The organism is Bradyrhizobium sp. 1(2017), from assembly GCF_011602485.2.
Lineage (GTDB): Bacteria > Pseudomonadota > Alphaproteobacteria > Rhizobiales > Xanthobacteraceae > Bradyrhizobium.
The window spans coordinates 5639037-5653501 of record NZ_CP050022.2 but is presented as its reverse complement, the minus strand read 5'-3'; the positions used below and the strand labels follow the sequence as shown (position 1 = coordinate 5653501).

Genomic DNA, 14465 nt, shown 5'->3' with positions numbered 1-14465 from the left:
GAATATATTGTGAATGCAAAATGAGCAAGCTGACCGGCCTCAGGGCGAGGTCGGCGTATCCTCCAGGGGCTCGGTCAGATGCTCGATCGCGGCCGTCCGCTTGTTGCGCAAATGCTGGAACAGGATGTCGCTGAGCTCGCTCGCGGCCCGGCGGCGCAGCGCATCGAGGATGGCCTCGTGCTCGCGCATCGCCTCCGCCCAGCGCTGCCGCTTGCGGGCGAAATTGGCGGAGTAGCGGACGCGGCGGATCCGGCCTGCGAAATTGGCGTAGGCCGTCATCAGCGTCTCGTTGCGCGCGGCCGCGACGATGCTCTCATGGATGCGCTGATTGGCCTGGAAATAACCGTGCATGTCGCGATGCAGATAGTGGCCGTACATTTCGTAATGCAGCTGCTCGATTGCGGTGATTTCCGCATCCGTGATGGCTTCGCAGGCGAGGCGCCCGGCCAGGCTCTCCAGCCCCGCCATCACGTCGAACAACTCCTCGAGGTCGCGCTGGCTGAGCTGGCGCACCCGCGCGCCGCGGTTGGGCAACAGCTCGATCAGGCCTTCGGCGGCCAGGACTTTCAGGGCCTCGCGCAGCGGCGTGCGCGAGATGCCGAGCATCTCGCAAAGCTGCCGTTCGGGAACGCGCGCCCCTTCCGGGATGTTGCCTTCGACGACGTAGTCGCGCAGCCGCAGCAGGATCTCGCCATGAAGCGAGGCCTCCTGGCGGTCGCCGCCATTTACGACAGGCGGGGCAATCGGAACCCCGGTGTCGGGAATCGTGGATTTCATTTGCAGCACAATAGTTTGCCCATTGGGGCGCGTCGACGATTGCAATCGAATACCAAAATTCGATTGAAATGACAAAAAATGAATGCAAAATGGGTTCGGAAGCCGGTCAAAAGCCACCGACTGGGAGGTTTTCATGCATCAGGGACGCCATTTCCTTCAGATCCCGGGCCCGAGCCCGGTCCCTGAGCGCGTCCTGCGCGCTATGGACATGCCTGTCATCGACCACCGCAGCGCGGAGTTTGGCGAGCTCGGCCGGACCGTGCTCGAAGGCAGCCAGAAGATCTTCCAGACCAGGGGTCCGGTCGTGATCTTTCCCTCATCGGGGACCGGCGCCTGGGAGGCTGCGATCGTCAACACGCTATCGCCGGGCGACAAGGTGCTGATGGTCGAGACCGGCCATTTCGCCACGCTGTGGCGGCAGATGGCCGGGCGCTTCGGCATCGAGGTCGACTTCGTCCCGGGCGACTGGCGCCGCGGTGCCGATCCCGCATTGATCGAGGCGAAGCTTGCGGACGACACCGCGCGCGCGATCAAGGCCGTCATGGTCGTTCACAACGAGACCTCGACCGGTGCGACCAGCCGCATCGCCGGGATCCGCGCCGCGATCGACCGCACGGGTCACCCCGCACTCCTGATGGTGGACACCATCTCCTCCCTCGGCTCGGTCGACTATCGCCACGACGAGTGGAAGGTCGACGTCAGCGTCAGCTGCTCGCAGAAGGGCTTCATGCTGCCGCCCGGCCTCGGCTTCAATGCGATCTCGGAGAAGGCGCTGGCTGCGTCCAAAACCAACCGGATGCCGCGCTCCTATTTCGACTGGGAGGAAATGCTCAAGCCCAACGCCAAAGGCTTCTTCCCCTACACGCCCGCGACCAATCTGCTGTACGGCCTGCGCGAGGCGGTCGCGATGCTGCTCGAGGAGGGGCTCGACAACGTCTTCGCAAGGCATCAGCGGCTCGCGGCCGCGACGCGCGCTGCCGTCGATCATTGGGGTCTCGAGATTCTCTGCCAGGAGCCGGCCGAGTACTCGCCGGTGCTGACTGCGGTGCTGATGCCACCGGGACATGACGCCGACCAGTTCCGGAAAGTGGTGCTCGACAATTACAACATGTCGCTCGGCTCGGGCCTGTCGAAGGTCGCCGGCAAGGTCTTCCGCATCGGCCATCTCGGCGAATGCAACGCGCTGACGCTGCTTGGCGCGCTCACCGGCGTGGAGATGGGCTTGTCGGTCGCCGGCGTGCCGCACCGCGCCGGCGGCGTCGACGTGGCGATGAAGCTCCTGGAGCAGCGTCCTCAGGGCAATGCCTCGCCGCATCTGAAGATCGTCGGCACTTAAGGGTGGTCGCGATGGAAGGGGTGGACAGCGGTCCCGCCTGTTATACTCGGACAGCCCCTTTCGAGAGGGGACAAGCCGGTCAAATGGTGCTATTCGGCGCCCATCAAACCAAGGCTAGACCGGGAAGGACGCCGATGACCGTGCATACTGGAAGGCATTTCTTACAGATTCCAGGACCGACCAACGTGCCCGACCGCGTGCTGCGGGCGATGGACATGCCGACGCTGGACCATCGCGGTCCGGAGTTCGCCGAGCTCGGTTTCGCCGTCCTTGCCTCGATGCAGCGGGTGTTCCGCACCAAGCAGCCCGTGATCATCTTCCCCTCGTCCGGCACCGGCGCCTGGGAAGCGGCGATGGTCAACGTGTTCGCGCCCGGCGACAAGGTCCTGATGTGCGAGACCGGCCAGTTCGCGGTGCTGTGGCGCGGCATCGCCGACAAGTTCAAGCTCGACGTCGACTTCATCCCGAGCGACTGGCGCCGTGGCGCCGACCTCGCCGAGATCGAGAAGCGCCTTGCCGCCGACAAGCAGCACGCCATCAAGGCGGTCTGCGTCGTCCACAACGAGACCTCAACCGGCTGCGTGACGCCGCCGCTCGAGGTGCGCAAGCTGCTCGACCGCGTCAAGCACCCGGCGCTCTTGATGGTGGACACCATCTCCGGCCTCGGCTCGATGGAATACGAGCACGACGCCTGGGGCATCGACGTCTCGGTCGCAGGCTCGCAGAAGGGCCTGATGCTGCCGCCCGGCCTCGGCTTCAACGCCGTCTCGGAGAAGGCGCTCGCCGTTGCCAAGGTCAATCCGGGCATGCGCTCTTACTGGGACTGGCAGGAGGTCATCAGCTTCAACCAGCTCGGCACCTTCCCCTACACGCCCGCGACCAATTTGCTCTATGGCCTGCGCGAGGCGGTCAAGATGCTGGAAGAGGAGGGGCTGGAGAACGTCTGGTCCCGCCACAAGCGCCACAGCGCGGCGACGCGTGCCGCCGCCAAGGTCTGGGGCCTGGAGACGCAATGCGCCGATCCCGCCGCACATTCGCCGGCGCTGACCGGTGTGCGCGTGCCTGATGGCCACGACGCCGACGCCTTCCGCAAGGTGGTGCTGGAGAACTTCGACATGTCGCTCGGCACCGGCCTGAACAAGGTCAAGGGCAAGGTGTTCCGCATCGGCCATATCGGCCATTTCAACGATCTGATGCTGATGGGTACGCTTGCGGGCGTCGAGATGGGCCTCGATCTCGCGAAGATCCCGCACCGGAGCGGCGGCGTTTTGGCGGCCATGGACGTCCTGAAGGGGCGCGACGTGGTGCCGATGGCCCAAGCTCAGGTGGCTTAGAGTTTCAGGTCGCCTCAGTTCAGCCGACCTGAAACTGACCTAACGAGAAGAAGAGACGCGCGATGAACTTACCTGCGACCGCCAACGAAGACCTGCTCTACTCCGTCCAGGACGGCATCGCGCGGATCACCTTCAACCGCCCGCAGGCACGCAACGCGATGACCTTCGCCATGTATGACCGCATGGCGGAGATCTGCCAGGAGATCAATGCCGATCGCTCGATCAAGGCGCTGATCCTCACCGGGGCCGGCGACAAGGCGTTCGCCTCCGGCACCGACATCTCGCAATTCCGCGCCTTCAAGACCGCGCAGGATGCGCTCGACTACGAGGCCCGCATCGACCGCGTGCTCGGCACGCTCGAGCTGTGCCGCGTGCCCGTGATCGCGGCCATCGCCGGCGCCTGCACCGGCGGCGGCGCCGGCATCGCGGCGTGCTGCGACCTGCGCATCGGCACCGAGACGACGCGGATGGGCTTCCCGATCGCGCGCACGCTCGGCAATTGCCTGTCGATGTCGAACATCAGCCGCGTCGTCGCGCTGGTTGGTCCCGCCCGCACCAAGGATCTGATCTTCAAGGCGCGCCTCGTCGAGGCGCCGGAAGCGCTCGCCCTCGGCCTGCTCAACGAGGTCGTGCCTGATGTGGAGACGCTGCAGCGTCGCGCCGACGAGACCGCAAGGCTCGTCGCCAGCCACGCGCCGCTGACGCTGGAAGCGACCAAGGAAGCGGTGCGCCGCATCCGCCGCACGCTGTCGCGCGAAGAGGGCGAGGACCTGATCCTGAAGGCCTATATGAGCGAAGATTTCCGCGAAGGCATGGATGCCTTCCTCAACAAGCGCACACCGAACTGGAAGGGCAGGTAAGTCTCACGGGCTTTCGGCTTCGTCAGTCGAAAGTCATATGCGTTGAACTGCCCGTCTGCTTGAACTCGTCAGTATTAGTCCGCACTATGCAGGGATAGAAGTTTCCGCACTACAAACTCGAAAAACATCAGGGGACGAAACTCGTGCGAATTCCAGTGAAGGCTGTCGGCGCTGCGACGGCGCTGTTGTTGAGCACGCCGGCGTTTGCCGGCTGGGAACCGGCAAAACCCGTCGAGATCGTGGTGGCGGCAGGCGCGGGCGGCGCCTCCGACCAGATGGCGCGGATGATGCAGGCCGCGATCCAGAAGAACAATCTGATGAAGCAGCCGATGGTCGTCTCGCTCAAGGGCGGCGCATCGGGCGCCGAAGCGCTGATGTACATGAAGTCCAGCGAAGGCGATCCGAACAAGGTGCTGATCGCCTATTCGCTGATCTACATGCTGCCGCTGTCGGCGAAGATCCCGTTCAACTGGCGTGAGCTCACCCCCGTCTCGGTGATCGCGCTCGATCAGTTCGTGCTGTGGGACAACAGCGCAGGCCCCAAGACGGTGAAGGAGTTCGTCGCGGCCGCGAAGGCGGCGAGCTCGCCCTTCAAGATGGGCGGCACCGGCTCCAAGCGCGAGGATCACGTGCTGACCGTCTTCCTGGAGCAGAAGACCGGCGCGAAGTTCTCCTATCTGCCCTACAAGTCCGGCGGCGAGGCCGCGACCCAGCTCGTCGGCAACCACACCGAATCCAACGTCAACAACCCTTCCGAGAATCTCGAGGTCTGGCGCGCCGGCCAGGTGCGGGCGCTCTGCGTGTTCGACAAGGAACGCATCGCCTACACCACCAAGGTGACGGAGACGCAGTCCTGGGCCGACATTCCGACCTGCAAGGAGGAGGGCGTCGACGTCCAGTATCTGATGCTGCGCGCGATGTTCCTGCCCGGCAAGGTCACGGCTGAGCAGCAGGCGTTCTATGTCGATCTGTTCCACAAGGTGACGCAGACCGCCGAGTACAAGGACTACATGGAGAAGCAGGCGCTGAAGCCGATCTTCCTCACCGGCAAGGACATGGTGCAATTCCTCGAGGAGGACGACGCCGTCAACAAGTCGCTGATGACGGAAGCCGGCTTCGTCGCGAAGTAGCGGTCTTCACCTCTCCCCGCCTGCGGGGAGAGGTCACATCGCATCGTCGGATGCAATGCGGGTGAGGGGCTCTCCGCGAGTCCAGTTCTCACCGGTCCCGCGGCGCCTCTCCCTCCACCTCGACCCTCTCCCTGCAAGCGGGGAGAGGGGAATTGAACGCACTCCGTCCCTGACACAGCATGTCCCAAACCGATCTTGAAATCGTCGTCGACGATCCGACCGCGCCCGAGGACGACTCGCCCTCCGTCGTCTCGTCCGGCACGATCGAGATCATCGTCTGTCTCCTGCTGCTGGCCCTTGCCGTCACGCTTGGCTACGACAATTGGCGCACCGGCGCGTCCTGGGATGCGACCGGGCCCGAGCCCGGCTATTTCCCCTTCTACCTCTGCATCATCCTCGGCGGCGGCAGCCTCTACGGCCTGATCGTGGCGCTCGTCGCGCACCGCGCGGCGCGCGAGACCTTCGTCACGCGCGCGCAAGCCCGCCGCGTGATGGCGGTGTTCGTGCCGACGCTGCTGTTCTGCCTGGTGACGCAGTTCCTCGGCCTCTATGTCGCGAGCTTCCTGCTGATCTCCGGCTTCATGCGCTTCGTCGGCAAGATCGCGCTGTGGAAGTCGCTGCTCACCGCTCTCGTGTTCACGGCAATCATGTTCGTCACCTTCGATGTCGCCTTCGACGTCATCATGCCGAAAGGGCCGCTCGAAGCGGCCTTCGGGCGCTAGGACGGGTCCGCGATGGAAGCTCTCGGTCTCCTGCTTCACGGCTTCGCCGTCCTGCTGACGTGGAAGACGCTCGTGCTGATGATGGTCGGGCTGGTGCTCGGCATCTTCGTCGGCGTGCTGCCGGGGCTCGGCGGCCCCAACGGCGTTGCGATCCTGTTGCCGCTCACCTTCACGATGGATCCGACCTCGGCGATCGTGATGCTCTCCTGTATCTATTGGGGCGCGCTGTTCGGCGGCGCGATCACCTCGATCCTGTTCAACATCCCCGGGGAGGCCTGGTCGGTCGCGACCACGTTCGACGGCTATCCGATGGCGCAGCAGGGCAGGGCGGCGGAGGCGCTGACCGCGGCGTTCACGTCCTCCTTCATCGGCTCGCTGGTCGCGGTGATGCTGATCACCTTCCTCGCGCCGATGATCTCGTCCTTCGCGCTGAAATTCGGACCGCCCGAGTTCTTCGCGGTCTATCTGCTGACCTTCTGCTCCTTCGTCGGCCTCGGACGCGAGGCCAAGCACAAGACCGTCATCTCGATGTCGCTCGGCCTGCTGCTCGCCGGCGTCGGCATGGACACGGTCTCGGGCCAGTTGCGTATGACCTTCGGCTCGGCCGAGCTGTTGCGCGGCATCAACTTCCTGGTCGCCGTCATCGGCCTGTTCGGCATCAGCGAGATCCTGCTGACGATGGAGGAGCGGCTGGCGCTGCGCGGACACGCGGCGAGCATCTCGCTCCGCGTCGTGCTCGGCGTCTGGAGGGACCTGCCGAAATATTGGGTGACGCTGCTGCGCTCCTCTTTCATCGGCTGCTGGCTCGGCATCACGCCGGGCGGCGCGATCGCAGCCTCCTTCATGGGCTACAATCTGGCAAAGCGCTTCGCCAAGGAGCCCGAGAGCTTCGGCAAGGGCCGCATCGAAGGCGTATTCGCGCCCGAGACGGCGGCGCATGCCTCCGGCACCTCGGCCCTGCTGCCGATGCTGGCGCTCGGCATTCCCGGCTCCGGTACCGCCGCGATCCTGCTCGGCGGCCTGATGGTCTGGGGCCTCAATCCAGGCCCGCTGCTGTTCGTCGAGCACAAGGACTTCGTCTGGGGCCTGATCGCCTCGATGTATCTCGGCAACGTCGTCGGCCTCGTGCTGGTGCTGACCACGGTGCCGATCTTCGCCTCGATCCTGCGCGTACCCTTCGCTGCGGTCGCGCCCATGATCGTGGTGTCCTGCGCTATCGGCGCCTATGCGATCCAGAACGCGATGTTCGACATCTGGCTGATGCTGGGCTTCGGCGTCGTCGGTTATGTCTTCAAGAAGATCGGCATTCCCCTGGCGCCGTTCACGCTGGCGCTCGTGCTCGGCAACCGCGCCGAAGATGCCTTCCGCCTGTCGATGATCGGCTCGGGCGGCAACCTCAAGGTGTTCTGGTCGAACGGACTGGTCGGCTCGATCACGACGCTGGCGATCGTGCTGCTGTTCTGGCCGGTGATCGACGGTTTGCTCGCCCGTGTCGGATTGACGCAGGCGGGCAAGCCGGCGCCGCGCTAGGGAAAACTCCTCAAACTTGTAGGTACTTGGGGTTAGTTCCGTCGTGGTCCTACGCGCCCCAAATGTTTCCTTCTACGGCAGTGGCTAAACTTCGTGGTTAGCGAAAAACCGGCTTGTGTCGTGTCAATTCGGTCCTGGGTCCGTAGATTTCATTCGCATCGTGGGTGAGGCAAATTCTCGTTTTAGAAAGTTTGTTCTACTCTTCGCGAACGTTTTGGAACCCTGTAGCTTCATCAATGAGGCGAATCGTACCAAAGCGTCGGAGCTGCTCTGCGACGGTTTTAGCGCGGTCCGCCATGCAGCGCTGGGGGACCTTCAGAACTCCGGCCAGCTGGGCGCGCGCAAACATATCACAGACCTCCGGGAGGAAATTCGCGACGTAGCCGAACGCCTTCATGCCTTGTGCGGTGCGGAATTCAATGCGGCTGGCCGTTACGATCAATTCTCTGGAGATAAAGGGCTTTAGATTCTGTACTCCCAAAAAGGCAGGCAGCTTCGCGATGCTTCTGTGGGACTGACGTCCTTTGGAGCGTTGATCACAACCCAGCGCGGTCAGGAGGCCACTTTGAGTGACCACGCGCTGCCCATTGTTGAGGACCATAACCTCAATTTCAACGTCGCCAAGTCGGACGACACCTTCATGCGTGGCATGCGGCAAGTTTCTTGCCCAGCGGGCCTTAGCGGCTTCGCGAGCAATCTCGCTTCGCTCGTCGCGAGATAGGGCAACTGCTCTGGCGAATCCGCCAGCGGCGCGGGCTGGCATTCCCCACTTCACTCGCCATCGCGTCCGCCTGCGCGTGGGATCGTGATCCACACCAACTCTACTACGCGTATTCATAATTTCAGAAAATATGGTCGGAATAGAAATTTGCAAGAGGGCCCGGGTACCCCCGCATACAGCTACGCAGCGTTCTCATTCGTTAAAAGGGGATTCTGGGAAGTGGCTTCATCGGGGCTGACCGACAGAACGTTGCTCCTCGAGCCAAGCGGGCTCATTCAAAGCATTCTTGACTTGCTCAGGTGATGAGCAGTGCCAGACTGCCGTGCAGAACGATTTCAATATGACGTCCTTGCACCCAATTTGAGGAACCGGCCGAAAAGTTGCAGCCAGCGCTTGAGCAACGCTTAGCGCTCGGTAGACGTCCCGTTCCTGGTAGAGTTTCGTACCAAACAGGCTGCCCAGCAATCCGCCCCAGAAGTTGTCCCTGTGAGAGCGGACTAAGACGCCCTTCTTACCGACGGATATCCAACATGCGTCTCCACTGTCTAGGACGATCGTTGCATCGTGGCCAAACCTCTCGTTGATGTAGACCAGACGAGGCATCAATCACCACTCTTAGATGATGTAAGGAGTTCTGCTTCTTGATGAAGCATCGAGTAACAACAAGATCTTCGTGGTTGGCTTGCTAAGTTTTCTGAGAGGCCAGACGTGCCACCATGACTTGCTGAGAAATGCCCGTCGGACTCGGTTCGCGGATTCATTCGCTTTAGCCCTCGCAAAATTGAACTTCGTGTTACAAACCGGCTGAACAGCCCTCGAAAGTACGGTTGCGATGATCTCGCCGCACCTTATGCATCGGCTAATATCCTACCCCTCTCTTACTACGGCTCGTATGGGACGTTGGTAAACGGACTGGCAAACCAGGCAGATCGGATGAAAGATATTTCGACTGGTCATGTTACCGTTTGCTCAAATAACACCCTAGAAAAGGGAACGAGGGTCCAAGTAAGGGCAATTCCTATCGCCTATTGCGCCGCGTTGATCTTTCACTTCGTATCGAGCAGCCAAGTTTAGACGACTTTGGCCTCTCTTAAGCGAGCGATTTCTTCCTTGTTGAAGCCAAATTCAGCGAGCACCTCGTCGGTCTGCTCGCCGAATTCCGGCGGCCGCGCCACCATCCTGGTCGGCGTGCGCGACAGCGTCACCGGCTGGCCGACCAGGCGGATGTGGCGATCATCGTCGTTCGGCACGTCCTGCGCGATGCCGAGATGCTTGACCTGCGCGTCCTCGAACATCTGGTCGATGGCATAGATCGGCCCGCAGGGCACGCCGGCCTCGTTGAGCTCGCGGACCCAGGTCTCCGTCGACTTCGTCACGGTGCGCTTCTCGATCTCGGCGTTGAGCGCGTCGCGGTTCCTGGAGCGGGCAGGGGCCGTCGCGTAGTCGGGATGGGCATAGAGCTCCGGGGCGCCGATCGCCTGGGCACAGCGCTCCCAGATACGGCCTCCCGTGGTGGCGATGTTGATGTAGCCGTCCGAGGTCTTGAACACGCCGGTCGGGATGCTGGTCGGGTGGTTGTTGCCGGCCTGCTTGGCGACCTCTTTCTCCATCAGCCAGCGCGCGGCCTGGAAGTCGAGCATGAAGATCTGGGCCTGCAGCAGCGACGTCTGCACCCATTGGCCCTTGCCCGAGACCTCGCGCTCGAGCAGCGCGGTGAGGATCCCCATGGCGCAGAACAGGCCCGCGGTGAGGTCGGCGACGGGGATGCCGACCCGCATTGGACCTTCACCCGGTGCGCCGGTGATCGACATCAGCCCACCCATGCCTTGCGCGATCTGATCGAAGCCGGGCCGCTTGTGGTAGGGGCCATCCTGGCCGAAGCCCGAGATGCTGCCATAGACGATGCGCGGATTGATGGCAGCGAGGCTGTCGTAGTCGATGCCGAGCTTCTTCTTCACATCGGGCCGAAAATTCTCGACCACGACATCGGCCTTGGCGGCAAGGCGCTTGAATACCGCCAGCCCGCGTTCGTCCTTCAGGTTCAGCGTCATCGCCCGCTTGTTGCGGTGCAAATTCTGGAAGTCGGAGCCGCGCCGCGGTCCGCCCGGCTGCTCGCCGCCGGCATCCTCTGTCAGCGCGTCGATCTTGATCACGTTGGCGCCCCAGTCCGCGAGCTGCCGCACGCAGGTGGGCCCGGAGCGGACGCGGGTCAGATCGAGCACGGTGAAGCGCGACAGGGCTTCCGAGGCATGCGGAAAGGGCATCGTGAAAGGCTCCGGGACAGATTGCAGGCCTAGCATAGTGCCCAACGGCCATGCGACAAGTCTGGCCCGGCGCGGATGCCGCCTGTCGAAATGCGATGGCTGATGCAGGTTTGCCGCGCTGCGTGAATGGATCAGCGCGACAGGCGCTTCAGTTCCGCACGTGCCTGCTCGGCCAGCGGGTCATCGCTGTGGCGCGCAATGAAGAGCTCGAGCGCCTCCCGCGTACCCTTCCGGCGCGCGGCTTCGTATTCCTCCGCCACGGCAACGGAGGGATCGCGAGCCATCGGCATGGAGGGCGCGCGGCCGGCCTTGCCGCTCTCCTTGCCGCCGTCCGCTTTGGCTTTCCCGACCATGACAGGCTGTTCTCCGATGGATAGGCGATCGGGCCCGGCGACCACCGCGAGGGCGCAGATGAGACCGGCCGCGAGGGAGCCAGGTTTTTTCCTCGAGGGATGATCGCGCAGGCGCAAGCTTGCATCTCCGGTTCGGGCCCCGTATGTCTACGGAAAGGGCCAGGCCGTACGACTACGGAATTTGATGGCTAGCACAACATTGTGGAAGGGGCGTGCACGCAGCCGCCAAACTTAAGTCAAACGTTTACCTCTGAAGCTAGAATCACGCGCCTCGCCCGAATCGCGCGATGGGGTTGCTCCGGAGAGTCCATTGGCCACCGCTGTTAACGTCAGTGCCACCAACAACGCCGAGATCGACGGCCTGCTGTCCGGATACAAATGGACCGGCACGATCAATTACAGCTTTCCCGATGCGGCGAGCGACTACTCCAATCCCTATTACGGGGGCAGCGGCGAACCGACCATCTCGGGCTTTGCCGCGGCACCAACCCAGATCCAGGCGGCGATCAACTACGCGATCGGATTGATCCTCGGCTACACCAACGCGGACATCCAGTACACGGGCACGAACGGCGCCGACATCATGGTCGCGCAGTCCCCGGCCGCCAACCCGACCGCCTACGCCTACTATCCCGGCAACTATGCCTCCGGCGGCGACGTCTGGTTCGGGACCCAGTACAATTTCTCGCTCGCCAAGCTCGGCAATTATTATTTCACGACCGCGCTGCACGAGCTCGGCCACGCTCTCGGCCTCAAACACAGTCAGGAGGCCGGCGGCCCCGGCAACGTCGCTGTGCCGAGCGCGCACGACAGCAGCGAATATACCGTCATGAGCTATCGCAGCTATGTCGGGGCCTCGACCACGGGTGGCTACACCAACGAGGCCTACGGATTTTCGCAGACCTATATGGCGAACGATATCCTCGCGCTCCAGACCATGTACGGCGCGGACTACACGACCCAGAGCAGCAATACGGTCTATACTTGGAATCCGACCACCGGGCAGCAATTCATCAACGGCATCGCGCAGCTCGCGCCGGGCGGCGGCGTCGGTGGCTCGGCCAATCGCATTTACGAGACGGTCTGGGACGGCGGCGGCGTCGATACCTATGACCTGTCGAACTACACGACGAGTTTGAGCATCAACCTCAATCCTGGTGCGGCGTCGCTGCTCTCGTCGGTGCAGTTGGCCAATCTCGGCAACGGCCATTACGCATCGGGCAACGTCTACAATGCCTATCTCTATAACGGCGACGCACGCTCCTACATCGACAACGCCAGCGGCGGCAGCGGCAACGACACGCTGGTGGGTAACGCGATCGCCAACACGTTGAGCGGCGGTTCGGGCAACGATACGATCACTGGCGGCGGCGGCAACGACACGATCATAGGCGGCGCCGGTAGCGATATCGTCGTGTATTCGGGCAACCAAGCCAACTATGCGATCTCGTACGACGCGAACACGCAGACCTTCACCGTAGTCGATCAGCGCGTCGGTCCTGCTGACGGTGCAGATACCGTTACAGGAGTAGAGTACTTCAAATTCGCGAACGGAACGATCGCAAGCCCCACGTTCTTGACGCCAATAGTGATCGAGGCGCTCGGGACGACGAGTTTGGTGCAGGTCGGAAACACTTACTCCATGAACCCTATTCCCAACGCAACGGGACCGCAGCTGAAATTTAGCGGCGCGCCGGTCGCGGTCGACATGTGGGCGGGTTGGGCCCCGATAGGAGCGGAGCAAACGGCTGGTGGTTACGATGTGGCCTGGAAAAATACGAGTACGGGGCAGTATAATATTTGGAGCACCGACTCGAATGGCAACTACATCACGAATCTATTGAGTTTTGCCCCGGGTGCCAACGTCGGGCTGCAATCGTATGAACCATTGTTCCACCAGGACCTAAATGGCGATGGGGCAATTGGTGCGCCGACGATAGCGATTGAGTCAGCCGGTTCAACGATCTTGGCGCAGGTTGGGAGTAACTATTTTCTGAACCCCGTGGCAGGCGGAAGCGGGCCCGAGCTCATGTTTTCGGGCGCGTCGGTCACGGTCGGCATGTGGACGGGCTGGGCACCGATCGGGGCAGAGCAGACCGGTAGCGGCTACGTCGTGGCGTGGAAGAATGCGGGGACGGGCCAATACAATATCTGGAGCACCGATTCGAATGGCAATTACGTCACGAACCTTCTCAGCTTCGCAGCCGGGACGAGCACGCTGCTACAATCGCATGAGACAACGTTCCATCAGGATCTCAATGGCAATGGCCTGATTGGCGCGCCGTCGATAGCGATCGAAACCGTCGGCTCAACGAGCCTGGTCCAGGTTGGAAACGACTATTTTCTGAATCCGGTGGCAGGCGGAAGCGGACCCGAACTCATGTTTTCGGGCGCGCCGGTCACGGTCGGCATGTGGACCGGCTGGGCGCCGATCGGGGCAGAGCAAACCGGCAGTGGCTACAATGTGGCTTGGAAGAATGTAAGCACGGGCCAATACAACATCTGGAGCACCGACTCCAATGGCAACTACACCACAAACCTCCTCACTTTCGTTTCCGGCACGAGCACGGCACTACGATCGTATGAGAGCACGTTCCATCAGGATCTCAACGGCGATGGCGTGATTGGTGCACCTTCTATTGCGATCGAGACGGCCGGCTCGACGAGCTTGGTCCAGGTTGGAAATAACTATTTTCTGAATCCCGTGGCAGGCGGAACCGGGCCCCAACTCATGTTTTCGGGCGCGCCGGTCACGGTCGACATGTGGACCGGCTGGGCGCCGATCGGGGCAGAGCAGACCGGCAGTGGCTACAATGTGGCCTGGAAGAATGTAAGCACGGGCCAATACAACATGTGGAGCGCCGACTCCAATGGCAATTACATCACGAACGTCCTCAGTTTCGTTTCCGGGACGAGCACGGCGCTACAATCGTATGAGAGCGCGTTCCATCAGGATCTGAATAGCAATGGAGTCGTTTCGGCATCAGCAATTGGCGCCTCTGCTGCTGGTTCGACAATTGTGACGACCACAAACGACTCCTTCGTATTCAATTCCGACGTTTCCGAATCCAACCACCATGACCACTTTCCTGAAACGCTTGTCTCGTCGGATCGTGCCTCATCCGAAGCCTCTCTGATCCTGGAGGCCCTGACACACGCCGACGACAGTTTTGCAGATCTTCTTTCGGTCAACTTCAATCATCTCGTCGGCCTCGTTGGTCATGAGCTGCTCGCGTGACGCACGGAAGCAAGCTTTTTGCAATTGTGGCAAAGTAGCCGTCCGACTCTGGTGCCCAAGCCGGCCAGCATCTCGTTGGTGTCCTTCGTGCCACGCGGCCGCACGGGCGAACCGGACGGCCCTTGAGCGCCGCGTCAGCTGGCGAGGCGGCGACGAATTCGGACGCCATTGCCTAAGCCGTTCAACCGCCTTAAGACGCT

At 62.3% G+C, this 14465-nt stretch carries 11 protein-coding genes; 7 read left to right on the top strand and 4 right to left on the bottom strand.

Features of this window, described 5'->3' with window-relative positions; genetic code table 11:
- Positions 1–39: 39 nt before the first annotated feature.
- Positions 40–777 (bottom strand): GntR family transcriptional regulator, encoded by a 738-nt coding sequence (locus tag HAP40_RS26850; RefSeq protein ID WP_166814912.1) that lies wholly within the window; start codon positions 775–777, stop codon positions 40–42.
- 133 nt (positions 778–910) lie between these two features.
- Between HAP40_RS26850 and HAP40_RS26845 the strand changes: the two genes are divergently transcribed.
- The 6 genes from HAP40_RS26845 (at position 911) to HAP40_RS26820 (ending at position 7689) form a co-directional block, all read left to right on the top strand.
- A complete protein-coding gene (locus tag HAP40_RS26845) occupies positions 911–2113 on the top strand; it encodes a pyridoxal-phosphate-dependent aminotransferase family protein (RefSeq protein ID WP_208024885.1) in 1203 nt (400 codons plus the stop codon).
- A gap of 134 nt (positions 2114–2247) precedes the next feature.
- The gene (locus tag HAP40_RS26840) at positions 2248–3447 is read left to right on the top strand and encodes a pyridoxal-phosphate-dependent aminotransferase family protein (RefSeq protein ID WP_166814914.1); all 1200 of its coding nucleotides are present in this window, start codon (positions 2248–2250) and stop codon (positions 3445–3447) included.
- Positions 3448–3509: 62 nt separating this feature from the next.
- A complete protein-coding gene (locus tag HAP40_RS26835) occupies positions 3510–4307 on the top strand; it encodes an enoyl-CoA hydratase/isomerase family protein (RefSeq protein ID WP_166814915.1) in 798 nt (265 codons plus the stop codon).
- 143 nt (positions 4308–4450) lie between these two features.
- Positions 4451–5437: a Bug family tripartite tricarboxylate transporter substrate binding protein gene (locus HAP40_RS26830; protein ID WP_166814916.1), complete on the top strand. Its 987-nt coding sequence runs from the start codon at positions 4451–4453 to the stop codon at positions 5435–5437.
- 179 nt (positions 5438–5616) lie between these two features.
- Entirely contained in the window at positions 5617–6159 is a 543-nt protein-coding gene (locus tag HAP40_RS26825) for a tripartite tricarboxylate transporter TctB family protein (protein WP_166814917.1), read from the top strand.
- Positions 6160–6171: 12 nt separating this feature from the next.
- Positions 6172–7689, top strand: a complete 1518-nt coding sequence (locus tag HAP40_RS26820) for a tripartite tricarboxylate transporter permease (RefSeq protein ID WP_166814918.1) — start codon at positions 6172–6174, stop codon at positions 7687–7689.
- 196 nt (positions 7690–7885) lie between these two features.
- Here the strand turns inward: HAP40_RS26820 and HAP40_RS26815 are convergent, their stop codons facing one another.
- The 3 genes from HAP40_RS26815 to HAP40_RS26805 all read right to left on the bottom strand — a co-directional run bounded on the left by HAP40_RS26815 (position 7886) and on the right by HAP40_RS26805 (position 11138).
- Positions 7886–8452, bottom strand: coding sequence for a hypothetical protein (locus tag HAP40_RS26815; protein ID WP_166814919.1), 567 nt, complete (start codon positions 8450–8452; stop codon positions 7886–7888).
- A gap of 1028 nt (positions 8453–9480) precedes the next feature.
- Positions 9481–10674 carry a CaiB/BaiF CoA transferase family protein gene (locus HAP40_RS26810; RefSeq protein ID WP_166814920.1) on the bottom strand — a complete coding sequence of 398 codons (1194 nt, stop codon included), beginning with the start codon at positions 10672–10674 and terminating at the stop codon, positions 9481–9483.
- A gap of 131 nt (positions 10675–10805) precedes the next feature.
- Positions 10806–11138 carry a hypothetical protein gene (locus HAP40_RS26805; protein WP_166819351.1) on the bottom strand — a complete coding sequence of 111 codons (333 nt, stop codon included), beginning with the start codon at positions 11136–11138 and terminating at the stop codon, positions 10806–10808.
- A gap of 199 nt (positions 11139–11337) precedes the next feature.
- Here HAP40_RS26805 and HAP40_RS26800 point away from each other — a divergent pair, with 199 nt between their 5' ends.
- A complete protein-coding gene (locus tag HAP40_RS26800; protein WP_166814921.1) occupies positions 11338–14265 on the top strand; it encodes a M10 family metallopeptidase C-terminal domain-containing protein in 2928 nt (975 codons plus the stop codon).
- Positions 14266–14465 lie beyond the last annotated feature (200 nt).

Coding starts and splice junctions, on each gene's coding strand:
- HAP40_RS26850 (WP_166814912.1), bottom strand. CDS start 777: ATGAAATCCACGATTCCCGACACCGGGGTTCCGATTGCCCCGCCTGTC.
- HAP40_RS26845 (WP_208024885.1), top strand. CDS start 911: ATGCATCAGGGACGCCATTTCCTTCAGATCCCGGGCCCGAGCCCGGTC.
- HAP40_RS26840 (WP_166814914.1), top strand. CDS start 2,248: ATGACCGTGCATACTGGAAGGCATTTCTTACAGATTCCAGGACCGACC.
- HAP40_RS26835 (WP_166814915.1), top strand. CDS start 3,510: ATGAACTTACCTGCGACCGCCAACGAAGACCTGCTCTACTCCGTCCAG.
- HAP40_RS26825 (WP_166814917.1), top strand. CDS start 5,617: ATGTCCCAAACCGATCTTGAAATCGTCGTCGACGATCCGACCGCGCCC.
- HAP40_RS26820 (WP_166814918.1), top strand. CDS start 6,172: ATGGAAGCTCTCGGTCTCCTGCTTCACGGCTTCGCCGTCCTGCTGACG.
- HAP40_RS26815 (WP_166814919.1), bottom strand. CDS start 8,452: ATGCCAGCCCGCGCCGCTGGCGGATTCGCCAGAGCAGTTGCCCTATCT.
- HAP40_RS26810 (WP_166814920.1), bottom strand. CDS start 10,674: ATGCCCTTTCCGCATGCCTCGGAAGCCCTGTCGCGCTTCACCGTGCTC.